At 49.4% G+C, this 21,540-nt stretch carries 23 protein-coding genes; 1 reads left to right on the top strand and 22 read right to left on the bottom strand.

All coding sequences use genetic code 11. The features are described from left to right. The 19 genes from yqeK to C792_RS0107070 form a co-directional block, all read right to left on the bottom strand. Positions 1-570, bottom strand: coding sequence for a bis(5'-nucleosyl)-tetraphosphatase (symmetrical) YqeK (gene yqeK / locus C792_RS0107165; RefSeq protein ID WP_017548784.1), 570 nt, complete (start codon positions 568-570; stop codon positions 1-3). Further along, positions 560-1,123 carry a nicotinate (nicotinamide) nucleotide adenylyltransferase gene (gene nadD / locus C792_RS0107160; protein ID WP_017548783.1) on the bottom strand — a complete coding sequence of 188 codons (564 nt, stop codon included), beginning with the start codon at positions 1,121-1,123 and terminating at the stop codon, positions 560-562. Before nadD ends, yqeK begins: the two co-directional genes overlap by 11 nt. Beyond that, on the bottom strand, positions 1,120-1,416 hold the full coding sequence (yhbY, locus tag C792_RS0107155; protein WP_017548782.1) for a ribosome assembly RNA-binding protein YhbY: 297 nt from the start codon (positions 1,414-1,416) through the stop codon (positions 1,120-1,122). The genes nadD and yhbY overlap by 4 nt, the downstream gene beginning before the upstream one ends. Then, positions 1,413-2,222 (bottom strand): shikimate dehydrogenase, encoded by an 810-nt coding sequence (gene aroE / locus C792_RS0107150; RefSeq protein WP_017548781.1) that lies wholly within the window; start codon positions 2,220-2,222, stop codon positions 1,413-1,415. The genes yhbY and aroE overlap by 4 nt, the downstream gene beginning before the upstream one ends. Continuing rightward, positions 2,222-3,328 carry a ribosome biogenesis GTPase YqeH gene (yqeH, locus tag C792_RS0107145; RefSeq protein WP_017548780.1) on the bottom strand — a complete coding sequence of 369 codons (1,107 nt, stop codon included), beginning with the start codon at positions 3,326-3,328 and terminating at the stop codon, positions 2,222-2,224. The genes aroE and yqeH overlap by 1 nt, the downstream gene beginning before the upstream one ends. Positions 3,329-3,331: 3 nt before the next feature. Beyond that, positions 3,332-3,856 carry a YqeG family HAD IIIA-type phosphatase gene (locus C792_RS0107140; protein WP_017548779.1) on the bottom strand — a complete coding sequence of 175 codons (525 nt, stop codon included), beginning with the start codon at positions 3,854-3,856 and terminating at the stop codon, positions 3,332-3,334. 193 nt (positions 3,857-4,049) lie between these two features. Next, positions 4,050-4,754, bottom strand: coding sequence for a 5'-methylthioadenosine/adenosylhomocysteine nucleosidase (locus tag C792_RS0107130; protein ID WP_017548777.1), 705 nt, complete (start codon positions 4,752-4,754; stop codon positions 4,050-4,052). Beyond that, complete coding sequence (gene greA / locus C792_RS0107125; protein WP_017548776.1) at positions 4,747-5,223, bottom strand: transcription elongation factor GreA; 477 nt, start codon at positions 5,221-5,223, stop codon at positions 4,747-4,749. The genes C792_RS0107130 and greA overlap by 8 nt, the downstream gene beginning before the upstream one ends. 37 nt (positions 5,224-5,260) lie before the next feature. Further along, positions 5,261-5,881, bottom strand: coding sequence for a uridine kinase (gene udk, locus C792_RS0107120; RefSeq protein WP_017548775.1), 621 nt, complete (start codon positions 5,879-5,881; stop codon positions 5,261-5,263). After that, complete coding sequence (locus tag C792_RS0107115; RefSeq protein WP_017548774.1) at positions 5,878-6,516, bottom strand: O-methyltransferase; 639 nt, start codon at positions 6,514-6,516, stop codon at positions 5,878-5,880. Before C792_RS0107115 ends, udk begins: the two co-directional genes overlap by 4 nt. A gap of 111 nt (positions 6,517-6,627) precedes the next feature. Further along, on the bottom strand, positions 6,628-7,758 hold the full coding sequence (gene mltG / locus C792_RS0107110; RefSeq protein ID WP_017548773.1) for an endolytic transglycosylase MltG: 1,131 nt from the start codon (positions 7,756-7,758) through the stop codon (positions 6,628-6,630). Between the two features lie 70 nt (positions 7,759-7,828). After that, the gene (locus C792_RS0107105) at positions 7,829-8,134 is read right to left on the bottom strand and encodes a DUF1292 domain-containing protein (protein ID WP_017548772.1); all 306 of its coding nucleotides are present in this window, start codon (positions 8,132-8,134) and stop codon (positions 7,829-7,831) included. Positions 8,135-8,137: 3 nt separating this feature from the next. After that, the gene (gene ruvX / locus C792_RS0107100) at positions 8,138-8,569 is read right to left on the bottom strand and encodes a Holliday junction resolvase RuvX (protein ID WP_017548771.1); all 432 of its coding nucleotides are present in this window, start codon (positions 8,567-8,569) and stop codon (positions 8,138-8,140) included. Beyond that, positions 8,562-8,825 (bottom strand): IreB family regulatory phosphoprotein, encoded by a 264-nt coding sequence (locus C792_RS0107095; RefSeq protein WP_017548770.1) that lies wholly within the window; start codon positions 8,823-8,825, stop codon positions 8,562-8,564. Before C792_RS0107095 ends, ruvX begins: the two co-directional genes overlap by 8 nt. A 55-nt stretch (positions 8,826-8,880) precedes the next feature. Continuing rightward, complete coding sequence (gene alaS, locus C792_RS0107090; protein WP_017548769.1) at positions 8,881-11,511, bottom strand: alanine--tRNA ligase; 2,631 nt, start codon at positions 11,509-11,511, stop codon at positions 8,881-8,883. Between the two features lie 251 nt (positions 11,512-11,762). Beyond that, positions 11,763-14,129 carry an SF1B family DNA helicase RecD2 gene (gene recD2 / locus C792_RS0107085; protein WP_017548768.1) on the bottom strand — a complete coding sequence of 789 codons (2,367 nt, stop codon included), beginning with the start codon at positions 14,127-14,129 and terminating at the stop codon, positions 11,763-11,765. A gap of 24 nt (positions 14,130-14,153) precedes the next feature. Further along, positions 14,154-14,801, bottom strand: a complete 648-nt coding sequence (locus tag C792_RS0107080; protein ID WP_017548767.1) for a tetratricopeptide repeat protein — start codon at positions 14,799-14,801, stop codon at positions 14,154-14,156. Continuing rightward, a complete protein-coding gene (gene mnmA, locus C792_RS0107075; RefSeq protein ID WP_017548766.1) occupies positions 14,801-15,907 on the bottom strand; it encodes a tRNA 2-thiouridine(34) synthase MnmA in 1,107 nt (368 codons plus the stop codon). The genes C792_RS0107080 and mnmA overlap by 1 nt, the downstream gene beginning before the upstream one ends. Positions 15,908-15,934: 27 nt before the next feature. After that, the gene (locus C792_RS0107070; RefSeq protein WP_017548765.1) at positions 15,935-17,062 is read right to left on the bottom strand and encodes an aminotransferase class V-fold PLP-dependent enzyme; all 1,128 of its coding nucleotides are present in this window, start codon (positions 17,060-17,062) and stop codon (positions 15,935-15,937) included. A 144-nt stretch (positions 17,063-17,206) separates the two neighbouring features. Here C792_RS0107070 and C792_RS0107065 point away from each other — a divergent pair, with 144 nt between their 5' ends. Then, positions 17,207-18,205, top strand: a complete 999-nt coding sequence (locus C792_RS0107065; RefSeq protein WP_017548764.1) for an LLM class flavin-dependent oxidoreductase — start codon at positions 17,207-17,209, stop codon at positions 18,203-18,205. 41 nt (positions 18,206-18,246) lie between these two features. On the opposite strand, the gene thrB is transcribed toward C792_RS0107065, so the two are convergent. Genes thrB through C792_RS14385 form a run of 3 tightly spaced genes read right to left on the bottom strand, consistent with a single transcriptional unit; the run spans position 18,247 to position 21,410 of the window. Further along, a complete protein-coding gene (gene thrB, locus C792_RS0107060) occupies positions 18,247-19,119 on the bottom strand; it encodes a homoserine kinase (protein WP_017548763.1) in 873 nt (290 codons plus the stop codon). Beyond that, positions 19,100-20,182, bottom strand: coding sequence for a threonine synthase (thrC, locus tag C792_RS0107055; protein ID WP_017548762.1), 1,083 nt, complete (start codon positions 20,180-20,182; stop codon positions 19,100-19,102). The genes thrB and thrC overlap by 20 nt, the downstream gene beginning before the upstream one ends. A gap of 1 nt (position 20,183) precedes the next feature. Next, positions 20,184-21,410: a homoserine dehydrogenase gene (locus tag C792_RS14385; RefSeq protein WP_017548761.1), complete on the bottom strand. Its 1,227-nt coding sequence runs from the start codon at positions 21,408-21,410 to the stop codon at positions 20,184-20,186. Positions 21,411-21,540 lie beyond the last annotated feature (130 nt).

The following is a 21,540-nucleotide window of genomic DNA, read 5'->3' as shown; positions in this document are numbered from 1 at the left end:
TCACTCCTTCACCATATTGTAGTAGTTCAGACAGTCTACGGCCCTCATATAGACCGGCCGGTCTTTTGACACCAGGTGCAGTATGTTCGCTTTGGTAATTTCATATACTGCGAAATCCAGGTCCTGTTTTTCAAAAACGATATCACGGATATAATCGACACCCGGCTGACTCCTTTTAGGTTCTATATAGTCTGCGACGAAAATGATCTTCTCGTTCAGCATCATCTGGGCTCTGCCCGAAGTATGGTTCGTAATAGCCTGGAACACCTCATCATCATCGACACCGAATTCCTCTCTCATCCTGACCGCAGCAACCGGTCCGTGCAGCACTTCCGATTTGAAGCCCAGAAGGTTCGGATCCAGTTCATATTCGGTCACATACTGGTACATGTCGCTGAGCTCGTCGTATTTTGAATAGTCGTGGAGCATACCCGCCAGATAGCATTTATCCGCATCGCCATCGAAGATCTTCGCCATCTCTTCGGCAGTTTCAGCCACACGCCTCGAATGTTTATACCTCTTTTCCGGCAGCTTATCTTTCACAAGCCTGACTGCTTCCTTACGCTTCATACAATCTCTGCTCCTTTATATAGTCATGGACAGTGTCATTAAGCTGATGACGCACTATCCCGCCTTCAGCAATGCGTTTTCGTATGGTCGTCGAAGAAACTTCCACGACCGGCTGCAGAACCCGGATGAAAGGGTCTTTCACCGTCACGCCCTCATAAGCCCGGGCCATCACAGCAAACGTCATCAGTCTGAGTAATTCATCATTATTATGCCATTTATCAAAATCAAGGTACTGATCCACACCCATGAGGAAATAAAGTTCGTCCTCCGGGTATTTTTCCGAAAGGTACGAAGCCGTGTCATAGGTGTAGCTGACCCCTTCCTGTTTCAGCTCAAAGGTATCGATCTCCATGAAATCATAAGCGTCTGTAGCCCGGTGCAGCATTTCCAGACGGTGTGCATCTCCTGCAGGGGATGCTGTCTTGAGCGGGGACTGCCGTGCCGGTACGAAAATGATCCTGTCCAGATCCAGAACAATCTTCGCTTCCACGACTGCATGGATATGCCCGATATGGATCGGATCAAAAGTCCCGCCAAAAACGGCTGTTTTCATGACAGTTTGATTTTCCCGGCTTTTTCCGACTGTTTGTAGAGGATGATCGTATTGCCGATGATCGTCACTATGTGACTCTCTGTGGCATAACTGATCTGTTTCGCGATATCATCCTTGTCTTCAAGACAGTTCTGCAGCACCGATATTTTTATAAGCTCCCTTTTCTCCAGAACATCACTGATCTGTTCCGTAAAGTTTTCATTAATCCCGTTTTTTCCAACCTGAAAAATCGGACTCAGATGATGTGCCTTGGATTTGAGCTGCTTCACTTGGCGTGAAGTTAAATTATTCATGATTTACCTCCAAAATATTCCTTGCATTTTTTATTTGCCGCGGCGTAATCGCCCGCTTTTCCGGTCCAGATGGTATAGGCATCCATTGCCTGTGAAACCAGCATCGGCAGACCGTTCATCGCCTTTTCTTCGTTAAAGTGGGTCAGAAACGGCGTCGTTTCCGGCTGATATATCAAGTCCATGCCGATTGTCCCATCTTTGACGATGGAACGCGGAATGCCCATTACCGAAAATACATCTTCATGCTTCATGCCGACTGGTGTCGCATTGATGATTGCGTCATACTGAGCGTCTGCTTGTATATCACTTATGAGCAGTCTGCTGAAGTCCTCTGTGTTGAACCGGCTGAAGCTCTCCCGGTGTCTGGCCGCCACAGTCACGTCATCGCCATGATCACTGTGCGCCTTCTGGACAGCCTTTGCAGCGCCGCCGGCACCGATGATCAGCACGCGGCGCTTCTTTTCCCCGAAGCGCCCTGTGAATGCATTCATGTATCCGGATATATCCGTATTATAGCCCTTGAAGACACCTTTCACTACAGAGACGGTATTGACGGCACCAATCAGCTTCGCACCGTCGTCCACGTCATCCAAAAACTCCATTATGCTCTCTTTATGGGGGATTGTCACGTTGAATCCATCGAGCAATTCTTCTTCCGCGATCTCCCGGATGAACTTAAGCTGGTCCGGGGAGATGTCCAGAGCCTTATACTCATCCGATGTCCCTTTTGCTTCAAAATTTGCCTGATGGATGAGCGGGGACAGCGTGTGGCCAATCGGATGGCCTATTACTGCATATCTACCCATCATACCCCACCTTTAAATATAGTCGGTCTTAAAACGACATCCACACCTTTTGGCACTCTTACGCGCACTGTGACTCCGGGGCCTGTGGAGATGAAAGCCAGCCCGCTGATTGATATGTCACTGTCAGAATCTGTCGTGAATTCGAACGCCGCAAACTCTTCGGAGAGGTACGGCCGGTCTATTTCCGGCGGAGCAAGCAGGCCATTATAATGCCTGTCATAGAATTCATCCGCATTTTCAAGCTTGGTCCTGTGGATTTTCACCTTGTCTGAAGCATATATATTGAAACTGCTGCGACCGCCTTCAGTGAAGTCGATGCGGGCAAGGTTCGAAATGAACAGAGTCTGTCCCGGATTGAGCTGGAATCCCATGGATTTTATCTCTTTGGCCGGCGTAATGTGCTTCAGAGAATCCTTATGAACATAATGGGCCATCTGGGAGTCCACGACCACGCCCGGTGTGTCGAAGATGTAGGAATCCCCGCCGAGCGGGATATCGATGAGATCGAGTGTAGTGCCCGGGAATTTGCTCGTAGTGATGACCTCTTTGTCACCGGTGGTATTTTCGATCAGTTTGTTGATCAGTGTCGATTTCCCGACGTTTGTCGTACCGACCACATAGACATCCTGGTCGTGTGCGAGGCCTTGCATCTTCTTGACCAGCATATCTATGCCCTCGTTCTTTTTCGCGCTGATGACAACGGTGTCGACCGCTTTGATGCCGGCCTCGCTGAGCATGTGCTTGGCCCTGTGTACAACCCTGTTCCTGTTGACCGACTTCGGCAGAAGATCGATCTTATTGATGACTGCAAGTACTTTCTTATCTCCGACAATCCTGTTGAACGACGGAATGATGCTGCCATTGAAGTCAAAGACATCGAGCACTTTCACAATCAGTCCGTCCGTCTCGTAAAGTGCATTGAGCATCGCCAAGAATTCTCCGGAATCCACATCCAGGTCCATCACTTCATTGTAGTGCTTCAGGCGGTAGCACCTTTTACATATTGCATCTTCGCGGCCAATGCCACTTGCCGGTATGAAGCCCGGTTTCGTTTCGTCCTCCGACTGCAGCACAGCGCCGCACCCGATACATTTAAGCTGTTCCAAATTTCATTCCCCCCAATTGATCAGACCTTTTTGGTCGAAGTACTTCATGATCCGCCTCTCGATCCTGCGGTTGAGCAGTGTCGCCCAGCCGTCTTTCTTTTTGACCGGCAGGACGAGTATGCTTTCGAGCCCTGCCCTGTTTGCACCGAAAATATCAGTCATGAGCTGATCGCCGATCATCACAGTGGATGACGGGTCAACGTCCATCATGCGGACGGCTTTTCTGAATGATTTGCCAAGCGGCTTGCCTGCACTGAATATATAATCGATGTCATGTGGATCGCAGAACCCGCTCACCCGGGTCCTGTTGCCATTGGATACGATCGTCACTTTGATATCATGGACATTCAGCGTCTTGAACCAATTGATGACCACGTCATTGGCATGCGCTTCATCAAATCCGACAAGCGTATTGTCAAGGTCGGTAATCACTGCACTGATGCCACGTGCCTTCAGATATTCAGGCGTAATGGAGTAAAAATGCTTCACATAATCACTGGGCAGGAAATATTTTTCCAAGAGCTTCACTATATTGCACCTCTGATGAGTTTTCCTATATTTTAACACAAAATTAAAAGCGCCTTAATATATTAAGGCGCTTTATGGATTATTCAACGATTTCATTATCCTCTGTTTCAGTATCCCTGTATACAAGGTATCCGATAACGACTGTAATGACGATTGAAATGATCATGAGAAAAAGCATGGATATCCCTCCAAATTACAAGTCCTTCAATAATGATTTTACAACTTCAGACGAATGAATACAAGCTTTCGCCAAAAATTCATCATATGTCATATCCGCGCTGTCATCGGCTTTATCTGAAATCGACCGGATGATGACAAATGAGGTCGAGTACTGGTAGCATGTCTGTGCGATGGCTGCAGATTCCATGTCCACCGCAAGGGCCTGCCTGAAGTTGCCGGTGATTACCTGCTTCTGTCGCCTGCTGCTTATGAATGAATCCCCGCTCACGACGAGACCCCCGTGCCCTTTAATATCGGGATTGCTGCTGATTGCCTCAAGCGCAAGCTTGCAGAGCCCCTTGTCCGCAAGATAGAGCTTCGGCATACCCGGCACCTGGCCGAGATCGTAACCGAATTCGACTGCATCCACATCATGGTGAAGTACAGAGGTACTCACCACCATATCTGTCACATCCAGTTGGTCAGACAGAGCGCCTGCAACTCCCGTATTGATGACGATGCGCACATCATACTTCTCAAGGAGCAGTGCGGTGATCATGCTCGCATTCACTTTGCCTATGCCACTTTCTACCAAAGCCACTTCACGGCCTGCAAGCTGTCCCCGGTATACTTTCGTATGCGCAATGCTGTTTGTGGCGCTGATATCCATCCACTCCTTCAGGATATCAACTTCAGGCTTCATCGCACCGATGATTCCTATGACCGTACTGTCAGTCAATGGAAACAATCTTGACTTTCATGTCATTGCCGTTCGGGAGCGGAACATTGATCTCGTCTTTGAGCTTTGCACCAAGCAGTGACTTTGCGATTGGCGACTCATTGGAAATTTTCCCTTCGAACGGGTTCGCTTCCGCGCTCCCCACAATCTGGTATTCCTCTTTGTCTCCGTCGGGAAGCTCAGTGAATGTCACAGTGTTGCCGAGCTGCACTTCGTTTTTGTTGTTGTTCTCTTCAATGATCTTGGCATGGCGGATCATGTCCTCGATCTTCGTGATTTCCTGTTCGACGAACCCCTGCTCGTCTTTGGCAGCGTCGTATTCGGAGTTCTCGGAAAGATCGCCGAAACTCCTTGCCACTTTTATCTTTTCCACCACTTCAGGACGTTTGACCGTCTTAAGCTGCTCAAGCTCCTCCTGCAGTTGTTCATAACCACTCTGTGTCATCGGAAATTCTTTTTGCAAGTCCATCGTAATTCCTCCATAAAGTTCTATATTTTAGCTGATTCTAATTATTTATCAATGTTCTTATCTTGGTTGTTATCAGGTCGATTGCGACATTGTTCTCCCCGCCTTCGGGGATGATGACATCACTGAAACGCTTTGTCGGCTCGATAAACTGGAGATGCATCGGGCGGACAACCGTCAAATACTGGTTGATGACGGACTCCATCGTCCTGCCGCGTTTTTCAATATCACGCTGCATACGGCGGAGGATCCTGATATCAGAATCAGTATCGACATATAGTTTCACGTCCATCAGATTCCTGAGTGTTTCATTTTCGAGGGCGAAAATCCCCTCGATGATGATGACATCTCTCGGCTCGACCAGAATCGTCCTGTCACTTCTCGTATGGATTTCATAATTGTATGTCGGCACTTCCACGGCCTTCCGGTCCAGAAGCTGTCTGACGTGAGAAATGAGCAGGTCGTTGTCGAACGCGAAGGGATGGTCATAGTTGGTCTCAAGACGCTCCTCGAAAGTCTTTTCACTCTGATCTTTATAGTAGTAATCCTGCTCGATCAGAACGACGCTGTGACCATCGAGTGCCTCCATTATTTTTCTGGTAACCGAGGTCTTTCCCGATCCGGACCCCCCGGCTATCCCAATAATCGTCGGTCTGTTCATGCGTTCTTTCCCTCTTCCTGTTTACTGATGACAAGCAGTCCGTCCCCGACCGGGAGGAATGATGAGTACATTCCCGATGCAGCAATCCTTTTATTGAACGCATCGACTTTCTCCTTCATGCGCCGTCTGTTCCTCGACTGGATTTCCTCTTCGACCACAAGGCCCCTGAGCAGAATATTATCCACTATGATGAGCCCCCCGTCTTTTACATACGGACTGAAATTTTCGAAGAAGTATTCATTGTTGCCCTTTGACGCATCAATGAACAGCATGTCGAACTGCCCTCTGAGCATTTCGGGATCGATTGCCTTGGCATCCCGAAGTATCGGATCGACTCTCCCGGCCACTCCATATAACCCGAAGAAATCTTTCGCCGTTCTGTGGCTGTCCACATCCTTCTCTATCGTCACGACTTTCACGGCATCACTGACAGAGAGCATATGCAGCGCACTGTAACCGATTGCAGTACCAATTTCAAGTATGCGCTCTGCACCTGTGAGGTGCATATGATGCTTCATCACCTGCAGGGCATCGGGATCCATGATCGGCACTTTGTGCTCCCTGGCATAGGCGAGTACGTCAGGGAACAGTTCCGGTCTGCTGTTCATATTCTCAATATATTCAAATATTTCCATGTCCTCACCACATATAAAAAATACAACTGATAACTTTCGTCATCAGTTGCTATATTTATCACAATTCATAGTAGCACAATTTATATCTCTTGAAAAGGTGATTTTTATCATCTACTCCTGATTATTTATATATTTTTCCCTGTTCTCAACATGTTCTTCGAATGTCCGGGCAAAGTGATTGTTGCCCTCACTGTCTGCAAGGAAATAATAGTAATCAGTATTCGAAGGATTCATTGCGCTCTGCAGTGACTCGAGCCCGGGTGACGCGATCGGACCCGGCGGCAGGCCGGTATGAATGTATGTGTTATAAGGATCCTCGACCTCGAGATCCTCGAACAATGTACGTTCCTGATGCTCGCCGAGCGCATAGAGAACCGTCGGGTCGGTCTGCAGCGGCATCGCCGGATTTTCAGACATACGGTTCAGGAATACGCTGGCAATTTTGGAACGGTCTGCAAGCGAAGTCGCCTCTTTTTCCACCAGCGACGAAAATGTCAGGAATTCATGGAACGTGAGCTCCTTGTTTTCACCTTCCAGATTGATGCTGTAGCTGTCCGCAGAGTTATAGACACTGTAGCTGTTGGACTGTGTCGCATCCAGCATCTTGCGGATGATGTCTTCAATCTTCGGTTCTTCCTCAGTTATGTCGTAAGTGGCCGGGTACAGGTAACCCTCAAGCGGGTACTTCACATCTTCATCGAGTATCTCATCAGACAGCATTTCAGGATAGTCCTCAATCAGGGACTTGATGAATTCCTCATCCTCCATGAGCTCCATGAACCGGTCTGATGCAACCGGCAGCTGCTCTTCAGCCTGGGCCGCAATCTCCTCGACAGAATAGCCCTCCGGCACTGTCAGACGATACAGTACTTCCTGATAGATGCGTCCGGACTCCAATGTTTTGGCAATCTGCTCGAAGTCCATGTTCGGTGACAGCTCATATTCCCCCGCATGATAATCGGTGATGCTGTTAAGCTTGAGGAAATATTCGAACATCGTGCCATTCCTTATGATACCTTCATCTTCCAGCTGCTGACCGATCATCCCGGCTGATGATCCCTGTTCGATGACGATCTGTTTTGTCTCGGTCGAATTGGCATCGAGAGGCTCAGAACCTGATTTTATGTACATGTAAACTACGATTGCTGCAATGATCAGGCCAATTGCCAATATTCCGATGACGAACAATGACAGGTAGGAAGATACATTCTTTGAAAATTTGATATCATCATTTCTACTCATATAAAACTCCTATCCCAAAAATAGCTTCCAATGAGAATTGGAAGCCATCCTGTAACCTTTTGCAGATGACCTACTCTTCCGGATCATCCATCTGGGTATTGACCACTTCTTCGATCATATCCCACTCATCATCTGTTTCAACCGGCAGGAATTTACCGCCTTCGCCGTCTTCATCGGCAACATTTATCATCGGGATGAGTTCAATCTCTTCATCATCATTTGAGAAGTTGCCTTCTTCTGCGAGAATGACATAGTCTTTCTCAAATTCAGGATGATGGAATTCAAGCATTTTGCGGTACAGCACTTCATTACCTTCCTCGTCGTACAACGTAAGAAGCTCTTCTTCCTGGTTAAAATCCATTTCTTCCTGACTCATTGGTTATTCTCCTTTTGCCGGATTATCAAGAAACCCCTGCAGTATGAACACTGCGGCCATCTTGTCGATCACAGCTTTCCTTTTTTTGCGGGAGACGTCCGCTTCAAGCAGCGTCCTCTCGGCACCGGCGGTGCTGAGACGCTCATCCCATAATAGTATTTTAACATCTGGCATGCTGTTTTCAAGCAATTTACTATAATGGATGGAACGTTCACCGCTCTCGCCTATAGAGTTGTTCATGTGCTTTGGCAGTCCGACCACAATTGTGGAGACATCATTCTCTTCTGTTATTTTTACCACTTCGTCAATGCCGAAATGACCATTCTCAGAATCAATTTTCAGAGTCGTCAAACCTTGGGCCGTCCATCCCAGCGCATCACTGAGGGCGACCCCGACCGTTTTGGTGCCAACATCCAGGCCGAGCGTCCTAGTCATTTATCTCCCGCTCGATATACGTTCTGACCAGAACTTCCATAATCTCATCGCGGTCCACGTGACGTATGTGGTTCCGCGCTTCGTTATGGCGAGGAATATAGGCCGGATCGCCGCTCTGGAGATAGCCGACAATCTGGTTGATAGGATTATAGCCGCGTTCCTCCAGGGTGTTATAGACATTGGCGAGTATTTCTTTGACATCATGTGCCTGTGTATCTTCAACATTGAACTTCATCGTTTCGTCAAATTGATTCAAAATCAGCACTCCCATCCTACTAGCATTTGTATTCCATTATAGCATTTCTGAATGCCTAGAATGAACTTTTAATGTGGTTTTTAGCCAATTGTAACGCAATTGTTATATTGGAAGGATCTGTTCCGCCGCCCTGTGCCATATCCGGACGGCCGCCGCCTTTTCCGCCGACAGCTTCCGCCATCTCCTTCATGATGTCCCCGGCCTTCACTGTTCCAGTCAGCTCTTTCGGGACAGTTACGACAAGTGACACCTTGCCCGCATTCTGGCATGCAAGTGCGATGACTGCATCCTGGACTTTCGACTTGACATTATCCATCGTTTCCCTTAGTTCTTTTGCATTTCCCGCCGGGACTTCAGCGGCGATTACACGGACACCTGCAACCGTTTCTGCCAGCGCATCGATATTACCGAGTTTCTCATTCTGCCTACTGGCTTTGAGAGACTTGTTCTCCTCTTTCAGCTCACGGATGTCTGACTGGACTGAATCCACCTTTTTCATAACCTGGCTTTCCTTCACTTTCAGTTTGGCGGCAATTTCATTCAGGCGCTCCTCTTTTTCCTTATAGATATCCACTGCATATCTGCTCGTCGCCGCTTCAATCCGGCGCACACCTGCACCGATGCCTGATTCTGAAACAATCTTGAACAGACCGATTTCTGCAGTGTTACCGACATGTATACCGCCGCAGAGTTCCACGGAGTATTCGTCAATATCAACAACACGCACGACATTGCCGTATTTCTCGCCGAAAAGCGCCATTGCGCCCTTCTCCTTTGCCTCCTCAATCGGCATTTCAGAGATATGCACTTCAAGGTTTTCATATATCTTTTCGTTCACAATCTCCTCGATGGTTTGTATTTCTGAATCGGACAGGCCTTCGAGGTGGGAGAAGTCAAAGCGCAGACGTTCACTCTCCACAAGGGAGCCTGCCTGATTAACATGGTCGCCGAGCGTATCCTTGAGCGCCTGGTGAAGCAGGTGTGTCGCTGTATGGTTCTTGATGATGAAATTCCGCTCATCACGGCTGACAGCAATTGTGTAGGTCTCGCCCGTATTGATCACGCCGCTGAGCAGTTTTGCGACATGTACATTCTGGCCGTTCGGTGCTTTGTAGACGGATGTGACTTCAAGTCTTGAGTCCCCGTTCTCAATGGTGCCTTTGTCCGCCACCTGTCCACCGCTTACAGCATAGAACGGTGTCCTGTCGAACAGAAGCTCAACTTCACCCGTCTCCGCCAGCGAGTCAAGCGCATTATCGTCTTTGATGATATGGGTGAGGACAGCTTCCTCTTTTTTGGATTGATAGCCTGTAAACTCACTCGGTTCAGTAATGCCGGCGAGCGTTTCAGACTGTACCTGCATGGATTCCCCCGATTTCCTCGCACTCCTTGCGCGTTCGCGCTGCTTCTTCATTTCCTCGATGAAACCTTCCTCGTCCACACTGAGCCCGTCCTGCTCGGCATATTCCCTGGTCAGTTCATAAGGGAAGCCGTATGTGTCATAGAGGCGGAACGCATCTTCACCTTTGATGATTGAATCGTTCCTTTCGGCTTCATCACGCAGAACCTCATATATGCGGATGCCTTCATCGAGCGTGACAAGGAAGCGTTCCTCTTCCTTCTTGATGACTTCTTTGATGAAGTCATGCCGCTCGCGTACGTTGGTGTAGAATCCGCCCATGACATCCGCCACGGTGTCGACAAGCTCGTACATGAACGCACGTTTGATATTAAGGTCCTTGCTGAACCGTACAGCGCGCCTGATGAGACGGCGAAGGACGTAACCGCGCCCTTCGTTTGAAGGAAGCGCCCCATCCGCCACTGCAAAGCTGACAGTCCTTATATGATCACTGATGACTTTGAATGCAGTATCCACCACTTCATCCCGGCCATACCTGCTGCCGCTGATCTCCTCAAGGGAGGCAAGAATCGGTGTGAACAAATCCGTATCAAAGTTTGTCGGCGCCTCCTGGATGACACTGGCAAGCCTCTCAAGCCCCATGCCGGTATCGATATTCTTTTTCGGAAGCGGTGTGTATGAACCGTCCTTGTTGTGATTGAATTCACTGAACACCAGATTCCAGATCTCAAGATATCTCTCGTTCTCGCCTCCTGGATATAATTCCGCGGCCGGCGAATCCAGTTCATAGGACGGGCCCCGGTCATAGAATATTTCACTGTTCGGCCCACACGGACCTTCTCCGATGTCCCAGAAGTTGCCTTCTATGCGGATGATGCGGGAAGGTTCAAGACCGATATGTTCGCTCCATATCCTGTACGCATCTTCATCCTCGGGATGGATCGTCACGTACAACAGTTCCGGATCGAATCCGATATATTCTTTATTCGTCAGGAAATCCCATGCATATGCGACCGCTTCCTTCTTGAAGTAATCCCCGATCGAAAAGTTGCCGAGCATTTCAAAGAAAGTATGATGGCGGGCAGTGAAACCGACGTTCTCAATATCGTTCGTGCGGATCGCTTTTTGCGCATTCACGATTTTCGGATTCTCCGGTATCACCCTGCCGTCAAAATATTTTTTCAGTGTCGCAACACCCGAGTTGATCCACAGCAGGGAGTCATCATCAATCGGTACGAGCGGTGCACTCGGTTCGACCATATGATCCATATTTTTAAAATATTCAAGGAAAAGCTCCCTTAATTCATTGCCTGTTCTTTTTTTCATGTGTATCACTCCATATCCAAATTTATGAAATAAAAAAAGACCGTCCCCCAAAAATGGGACGATCTGGACCGCGGTACCACCCAAGTTATGGCCTGAGCCATCACTCCTGTATTATCACGTTGTACCGGAAAACAGCACGGTGACGGACGCATCATTGTTTCCACCAGCCACAATGTCTCTGTCCAGTGCGCATCGCCAACTCGATTTTCCAGCTTTCTTGACTCTGATTATAGATATTCAGAACCCGCCTGTCAATTGAAATCATAGGGGGATACTTCCCCCATGTTGATCATTGCCGGGATTTTCATCATATTGTCCTCAGTCAGTACGGCATCATCTTCCGCCAGGCCATTTTCCTGCTGTCCAATTTTGACTCCGAACAGTGAGTGGATCATTTCCAGAAGCGAGGTGTTGCGTTCTATCCCCTCGCGACTGAGTGCATCGTAGAAAGCTTCCGCATCCCCGCAGATGATCAGTGATTCCCTGGCACGTGTAATCCCTGTATATACGATATTCTTCATCAGCATATGATAGTAGCTTTTAACAACAGGCATAATGACAATCGGATATTCACTGCCCTGTGCCTTATGGATACTGGTGCAGTAGGCATGGGACAACTCCGTCAGTTCTTTCCGTTCGTAGGCGATGTGGATGCCGTCGAAATCCACCATGACCGTATCTTTCTCGGCCTCATCCTGATCCTTGAACAAGATGGATTCGATTATGCCGGAGTCGCCGTTGAATACGTTGTCCTCGCCGCGGTTGACGAGTTGGATGACTTTGTCCCCTTCACGGAAAGTGACATCGCCGAATTCGATTTCACTCTTACCATCCTCTTTGGGATTGAGTATCGTCTGGAGTATCTGATTTAGTTTGGATATGCCGGCGTTCCCCCTGTAGATGGGGGCGAGGACCTGGATGTCCCGCATGTCATATCCCTTGCCGACTGCCTTGTCGACGACCTTTTCAATGAGGTCGGGTATCTGATTGACCCGGGCCGGAATGAACAGCCGGTCACTGAATTTCTGAGTGATGTCCATCGGTTCACGCATCTTTATCTGGTGGGCGAGCCGGATGATGGAGGAGCCCTCACCCTGCCGGTAGATGGTGTCGAGCTCTGTTACAGGAACAACCTCTGATGCAATCAGATCTTTGAATACTGTGCCCGGACCCACCGACGGCAGCTGGTCGCGGTCGCCGACGAAGACGAGGAGCGTATACGGTTTGACATTTCTCATGAACTGGTAGAACAGCCATGTATCAACCATGGACATTTCATCTATTATGATCAGTTCCGCATCAATTTCCGCATCGATGATCTCATCCTTGCCCGTGTCCATTCCCCAGCCGATGAGACGGTGGATGGTTGATGCCCCGATGCCTGCAGTTTCACTCAGCCTTTTTGAAGCACGGCCCGTCGGGGCTATCAGCCGTATCGGATACTCATCCTTTTCGTACTCCTCATAATCCTTGAGCTTATGCAGCCGGTGATAGGCATTGATGATCCCTTTGACGATCGTCGTCTTGCCCGTCCCCGGTCCTCCGGTGATGATCGAAATCTTTCTGGTCAAAGCAGAGATGATCGCTTCTTTCTGCCTGGTGTTGTAGTCGATTCCGAAATGTTCACCGATTTCAGTGACCATATCCCCCGCCTTCTCCCCGCTGATCGAGATGTCCGTCCTGTCGTTGATCAGACGGTAGATCTGTTCGGAGGATTTATATTCCGAGTAGAACAGTGAGGGGATGTAGATGCGGCCGGAATATTCAACAAGCTGGTCACGGTCCAAAAGCGTTGCAACCGCCTGCCTTATTTCGTCATCGGTGAAATTGCGGCTTCCGTTCCTGCTGAGAAGCTCATCCGCAAGCACGATCAATTCATCCATATCGATATATGTATGTCCATCACCCATGATCGTCGTTTCCATCACGTACATTATGCCGGCCTTCAGACGCCCCGGATCGTTCATGGCGATTCCTGCGGATATCGCAATCTTGTCGGCAGTGGCGAAACCGATCCCTTCAATATCCATCACAAGCCTGTATGGCTCTTTTTCGATGATATCCATCGTCTCATCCTGGTATGTCTTGAGAATTTTGGCGCTCATCCTGGGGCCGAAACCGAGTTCCGTCAGTCTGATCACCGACTGCTCGGTCTGCCGGTTTTCCAGGATTGTTCGATGGATCATCTCCATCTTGCTTTTCTGCAGTCCACCCACATCCTCAAGAACAGAAGCGTCATCCGATATCTTCTCAAGCGCATTCACCCCGAGTGATTCCACAATCTTTTTGGCAGTCTTTTCACCGATTCCGGGGAATGTATCACCGGAGAGGTACTGGATGACTCCCCGGACAGTATTCGGCAGTTCCTTTTTGAAAGAATCTGCGCTGAACTGCTCTCCGTACCTTGTGTGATTGGTGACCTTTCCGGAAAACCGGTAGGAGTCACCTTCTGAGACGGCATGAAAATAACCCGTCACAATGGCTTCGTCATTGAAGTGGGTGTTGGTCTCGGTTATATTCACTTTGAGGACAGCAAAACGCGTCTGTTCACTCATGAATATGACGCGTTCCACTTCCCCCGTGATATATATATCATCATAGATTGTCGACTGTTCCATCCGGGATCACTTTCCTTGGAGACTTTACTCGGTATCTTTCAGATTTTTAATGGCGTTGTGCGCCAGATGATGGTCTTCCTGTATATCTTTGGCCCTCTCGAAATGGGTGATGGCCGCATCTTTGTCATCATACTTCATGAGCTTCAACAGCCCCATGTTGTATTCCGCATCGGCATGCTGTTCTCTGTCCGTCACTTTACCGAGCAGCTTTTCAGCCGGGTCATACAGCCCCAGCCGGCAGCAGAGCAGCCCGTACTGGAAACTGATATCAGTATCACCAGGTTTCACATCATGTGCCGTTTCAAAAAACTGGAGCGCCTTTTCCGCTGCTCCAAGATGCACATGCGACATTGCGAGCATGAAGTTCAGATCCGCATCCCTGTCGTTCCTGGAATATGCAAGCAGGTACAGCCTTACAGCCTCTTCGTAACGGCCGTGATCGTAGTACAGGTTCGCCAGTGAATAAAAAGCGCTGGTGCTGCCTGAATTGAGAGAAATCGCCTTCTGGAAAAAGCGTTCCGCCTCCTCGTCCTTGCCCGCACGGTGCAGCATGTTGCCACCGTTGATGTAGTGGGCTTCCTCTTCCGGCTCTTTTTCAATCGCCGCAAAGATCGCCTCAATAGCCTCTTCTGTTCTGCCTTCAGTTATCAGGGTTTCGTAGTCAAGTGCCATTATCCAAGATACTCCAGCACTTTGGCATCTTTGAACACACGGTCGATCGTCGCGCCGCCAAGACATACATCGCCGTCATAGAGGACCACGGCCTGTCCCGGTGTGACCGCGCGGGCCGGCTCATGGAAGTCCACTTTGATCGCATCGGCGCCGAGACGCGTCACTGTGACCGGCACATCGTCCTGGCGATACCTGAATTTCGCAGTGCATTCGAATGTTTCCGGCATGTCATTGATCAAGTTCAGCCCGGATGCCTCCAGGCTGGAGGAAGAGAGTGCAGGGTTATCATAGCCGGAGACAACATACAATTCATTTGTTTCAAGATTCTTACCCGCAACAAAATAAGGTCCGCCGTCCCCGCCGATGCCGAGGCCCTGACGCTGGCCGATAGTGTAGTACATCAGGCCGTCATGCTGCCCTTTGTCTTCACCGGTATCCATTTCTATCATGCGACCCGGGTTTGCCGGAAGATAGCCGCTCAGGAACTCCTTGAAGTCCCTCTCCCCGATGAAGCATATGCCTGTGGAATCTTTCTTGTCTTTCGTCGCCAGGTCATACTTCTGTGCAAGCTCCCTCACTTCCGGTTTGTTCAGATGACCAAGCGGAAACATGACTTTCGACAATTGTTCTGTGGAAAGCTGGTTCAGGAAATAGGTCTGATCCTTGTTGTTATCCACGCCGCGCAGCATCTTCACACCGTGCTCATCACGGATGACCTGTGCATAGTGGCCCGTTGCCACATAATCTGCACCGAGCTTCATCGCGTGATCCAGAAACGCCTTGAATTTGATTTCTTTATTGCACATCACATCAGGATTCGGCGTCCTCCCTTTTTGATATTCATCGAGGAAGTACTGGAAGACCCTGTCGTAATACTCTTTCTCAAAATTCACGGAATAATACGGAATGCCGATTTCCTCGGCCACGAGCCTGACATCCTCATAATCCGACGTCGCAGTGCATACACCGAACTCATCCGTATCATCCCAGTTCTTCATGAAAATGCCTATTGTGTTATACCCCTGCTCCTTCAGCAGTTTGGCGGTTACGGAACTGTCCACGCCCCCGCTCATGCCGACCACTACGGTAATATCTTTGTTATCCAATTCTTTCATTCCTTTCAAATCGTCTTTCTATGAAAGCCTTTCATATATATCCTTGAGAGATTCTGTTACAATGTCTATTTCCTTTTCCTCCATCAGATGGGAAAAGCTGAAGCGCACAGACCTTTTGACGCGTGCATCTTCGCCGAACATCGATTCAAGCACATGCGACGGTTCCACGGTGCCCGCACTGCATGCCGAACCGCCGGAAACATAGATATCCGCCATGTCGAGTGCAGTAAGCAGGAATTCTGAATCCGCCCACGGGAAATGAATATTGATGATATGGCTTGATGCCTGATTGACATCACCGTTCACTTCGAATGGGATTTCTGCATGCGTCATGTTGTTCAGGAATTTCTCTTTCAGCTGCATCTCTTTGATGCTGCGCACCGTCCTTTCAGCATCCGCCTTTTTCATCGCTTCCGCCATTGCACCTATGAACAGGCTGTTCTCAGTGCCGCTCCGCCTGCCTTTTTCATGCGAGCCGCCGGTGATCATCGGAGCGAGGATCACATCTTTTTCCCTGTACAGCACACCGATCCCTTTAGGGCCGTATATCTTATGGCCGCTGAGGGTCAGAAGATCAACACCGAGCTCTTTTACATCAACACCCATGTGTCCGAACGCCTGAACGGCATCAACATGCAGCTTCGCACCATGTTCTGCCAGAATCTCACCGATTTCATATATTGGCTGCATCACACCGGTTTCGTTGTTTACAAGCATGATCGACACAAGTACGGTATCTTCTCTCAGCGCCGCTTTGAGAGCGGCGGTGTCGACTGTGCCTTTGTCTGTTGCCGGAATATACGTCACATCAGCCGCCTCTTCAAGGGCTTCATAAGTGTTCAGTACAGAAGCGTGCTCTATTTCAGTTGTTATGATATGTGGATGATCAAAACGCGACACGATGCCCCTGATGGCGAGGTTGTTCGCTTCGGTGGCACCGCTGGTGAATGTGATTTCGGAAGGATGCGCATTCAACAGGCCTGCTGTTTCCCTGCGGGAGTGCTCAAGTTTCGCTTTTGCACGCTTGCCCACTTTATGAATGCTTGACGGATTGCCGAATTCCATTGATTCCTCAAGCATCTGTTCCATGATTCCTTTATCCATCGGTGTCGTTGCCGCAAAATCTGCATATACTCCCACTTCCATTCACCCTCCGCTTTTCAAATAGATTTAATTATACACTAAACAATTTTAACATGGAACAGTCATTTTTAATACTTTACAAACCGTTTATTAGACAAAATAAATCCTTTGGCTGATAATTATTTCTATGAAGGAGGAATAAAAGTCATGCCAAAAAAATTATCCGCATCCCTGCTCAATCTTGTACCCGTCCGCGAAGGCCACGGGGTCAGTGACGCAATCGCTGATATGGTCGACCTCGCAAAGCACGTCGACGGCTCCGGATACACAAGATACTGGGTGGCGGAGCACCATAATACAACATCCATCGCATCATCAGCCACAAGGCAGCTGATCCATCATATACTCCACCACACAGAAAACATACGTGTGGGCAGCGGCGGCGTCATGCTGCCGAACCACTCGCCGCTCATCGTCGCCGAGGAGTTCGGCACGATGCAGGCGATATTCGGCGACAGGCTCGACATCGGCCTCGGACGCGCGCCCGGCACCGACATGCGGACCGCTGCTGCAATCAGAAGGAATAACCATGACGGGGTCCATACTTTCGGCTCGGAAGTTGAAGAGATCCGTGATTTCCTCTCGGACAGGGAAACCCAGGTTGTGGCCTTCCCCGGGAATGGTGCCAATCTCCCGCTCTATATACTCGGATCCTCCACGGATTCTGCACATATTGCGGCACGTCTCGGTCTGCCGTATGCCTTTGCCGCGCATTTTGCACCGGGACAGATGGAGGATGCTTTCAGGATTTATGAGGCGGAATTCGAACCGTCGGATCAGTTGTCCGAACCTTACAAGATCGCATGCCTCAATGTCATCTGCGCGGATACGGACGAGGCGGCAAAGTATTTGAGCACCACACTCTCCCAGTTTGTACTCAATGTCATACGCGGCGGACGCAAGAAACTCCAGCCGCCGGTGGATGACATGGAACCACTCTGGTCTCCTTATGAAAAGCAGGCGGTGGAGAGCAGGTTCCCGGTAGCGATGCTCGGCAGTCATGATACTGTACTGGAGAAGCTGAGACTGTTCCAGACCCAGTTCAACGTCGATGAAATCATGGCGGTCAGCTACATTTATGACAAAGACGCCCAGAAGCGCTCGTATGATATATTCGAAGAAGTAGTCTCCAAATACAATGGATAACAGAGAAACCCGCGCAGGACAATTGTCCTGCGCGGGTTTCTCTATATCTTCTTATAGAGCCGGATGCACTCATGTATGCAGTCCGGAACACTCCTTAGAGCCTCGAGCACCCTTTCAGAATCCGTCCGGTCGCATACTGTCATAAGTGTCGGCCCTGCTCCGCTGATGACCGTCGCGTATGCGCCCGCCCCGAGTGCTGCCTGCCTGATCGGTTGATATTCCCTGATCAACTCCCTGCGATATGGTTCATGCAGCCTGTCCTTCATCATGAGACGGCCCATAGAGCTAAAGTCTTTTGCGAACATCGCCATCAGCAGTGCATTGCTGATGGCATTCTGGTCCACGGCATCCTGCCTGGGATACATTTCAGGCAGAACGCCGCGGGCGGCCTTAGTATCGATTTCATAATCGGGGACACTCATGATGATTTCAAGTCCGTCGAGGTCGAGTGTGTTATAGAAGAGTTCATCATCTTTATAATAGCCGACAAAAAGACCTCCTGTAACGGATGGCCCCACATTATCCGGATGGCCTTCTATCTCACTGCCTCTCAAAACTTTTTCGAATTCACTCAGATTCAATCCGCAGAAGTAGTTCGCAAGCTCGATGCCTGCAACGATTGCTGAGGCAGAACTCCCCATACCGTGTGTCAGGGGGATTTCGCTTCCCATGGAAATTCTGAGGGGCGGCATTTCCAAGCCGTATTTCCGCGCGGTATCTACGGCGGTCTCTATTACGAGGTTGGTTTCATCATCCGGCAGCACTTTCAGGAAATCGTTGCGGAACCTGACTTCCCACCGTTCGCTCTCTGATGCTTCGATATACAGGAACTTTTCAAGCGCAAGGCCGACGGAGTCGAACCCGGGACCAAGGTTTGCGCTCGTAGCCGGCACTTTAAACTGGTGTGTTGCCATTTTCGGTGATGCTTTCTATATAGTCTATGATCTGACCCTCGTCATTCGGAAGCACTTTCGGCTTTTGTGTAATCCGGTCTATGGCGGTTTGGGGATCCTTCAGCCCATTTCCGGTAAGCACTGTGACTACGGTCGATCCTTTTTCGATTTTTCCGTTTTCAAGTGACCGGATCATTCCGGCAACACCTGCGTTCGAACCCGGTTCTGCGAACACACCCTCTGTCGCTGCAAGGTGTTCATATGCATCAAGTATTTCATCATCCGAAACCGCTTCAATCATCCCGCCGGATTCATCCCGCGCAGCTGCGGCGAGATTCCAGCTTGCAGGGTTCCCGATACGGATGGCAGTCGCTACCGTCTCCGGCTGCTCAATCACTTTGTCGTTGACGATGGCCGCCGCCCCCTCTGCTTCAAAACCGTATATTTTCGGAAGCTTTGAACCTTTCTTTTCGTTATATTCCCTGAACCCTTTCCAGTATGCCGAGATATTCCCTGCATTGCCGACAGGTATCGTCAGATAGTCTGGCGCTTTGCCGAGTGCATCGACAATCTCAAATGCTGCGGACTTCTGACCTTCCAGTCTGTATGGATTCACCGAGTTGACAAGGGCAATCCCCTTCTTCTCTTCCGCAATTTTACGTACGATTTTAAGCGCTTCGTCGAAGTTGCCTTCAATGGAGACGATCTTGGCACCGTACATCATCGCCTGGGCAAGTTTTCCGAGTGCAATCTTCCCCTCCGGAATGACGACGATCGTGTTCAGACCTGCCCTTGATGCGTAAGCCGCAGCAGAAGCAGACGTATTGCCGGTAGAGGCACAGATTACTGTGTGCGCCCCCTCTTCCTTCGCTTTTGCCACTGCCATGACCATACCGCGATCCTTGAACGAACCTGTCGGGTTCGCTCCTTCATATTTCGCATAGAGCTCGGAACCGTACTTTTCACTCAGCGTGTCCAGGCGGATGAGCGGTGTATCCCCTTCATGCAGGGTAAGACGCGGTGTCCCTTCCCCCACTGGAAGGTATTCTGCATATTCTTTTATAAGTCCCTGCCAGTTCACCATTCTATTCAACTCCATCTATTTGATATACTGCTGCAATGTCTACAGCATCATTCTGTTCCAATTCATCAATCCGGGAAGACTCTATCGGTTCAGTCCGGATGACAAAATCCGACTCTGTATCGATGCGCGAAAACCGGAGCGACATCTCATCCAATGCAGCTGTCAGATTGTCATCGGCACCGCTGCCTTTCATCCTGATGTAGTATTCATTCATGCCGATGCCGTTTTCCATTGCAGCAGGCATGTCCGGTGCAAAATTCTTATGACGGCCGCTCCTTGACCGCACCACATTGATCAGGTCCGAGACAACGGCGGATGCTGTCTCCAGACTGCCGGCGCCGGGACCGTAGAACATCGCTTCACCGACCGCATTGCCGTTTACGAACACGGCATTCTTCTCATAGTTCACACCGGCCAGCTGGTGGTCCGACGGCAACAGTACGGGTTCGACACTGATTGACAGCGCACCATCCCTGAATTCACTCTTGCCCAGCAATTTCAGGGTCAGATTCTCCCGGGCAGCGTACTCGATGTCGGCAATGTCCACACCGCTGATGCCTGATACCGGTACCGTGCCGATATCGACAGTGCGTCCATAGGCAAGGCGGGAGAGAAGGACAATCTTCCGCTGGGCATCGATGCCTTCGACATCGTTTGTCGGGTCCGCCTCTGCGTATCCCTTCTCCTTGGCATCATCCAGCGCCTGGTCGTAACTCCAGCCGTCGATTGTCATCTTTGACAGGATATAGTTCGTCGTGCCATTCAGAATGCCCATCACTTTTGTGATCTGGTTGCTGTTCAGGCTGTGCTCGATGCCGTGGATAACCGGGATGCCCCCGGCCACACTTGCCTCGTACAGCAATTGTGCATTATTTTCATTGGCCGTTTCAACCAATTCATCTATATGTTGAGCAAGCATATCCTTGTTTGCACTGATTACATGCACACCTTTTTCAAGAAACGCTTTCAGAATATTTTTGGTGCGTTCAATGCCGCCCATTACTTCAATGACAATATCTATAGTGTCATCCTCCATGATTTTTCCAATATCATCTGTAATGACCGCCCCGTCCAGTCCGCTGCTCCTCTTTTTATTGATATCGTTGACAAGGACATGGCTGATGGTGAGTGATTCACCAGTCAGTCCGGCGATCTTCTCTCTGTTGCTTCCAAGTACATCGACGACACCCGTGCCGACTGTACCCAAACCAAGTAGCGCTATTTTCATATTGTCACTATACCTCCTGTTTCTGGAATCCCGTATAAGATAACATATTAGAGTGAAAAGTTGAAAAATTCAAGAAGTATTTAGAATAATGTCTACACAATTCATAATTTTTGTTGTATTATTGATTTTA

The sequence above is a fragment of the Salinicoccus carnicancri Crm genome (assembly GCF_000330705.1).
GTDB lineage: Bacteria > Bacillota > Bacilli > Staphylococcales > Salinicoccaceae > Salinicoccus > Salinicoccus carnicancri.
Note: the sequence above shows the minus strand (reverse complement) of the source record. Positions and strands in the feature narration are given on the sequence as shown.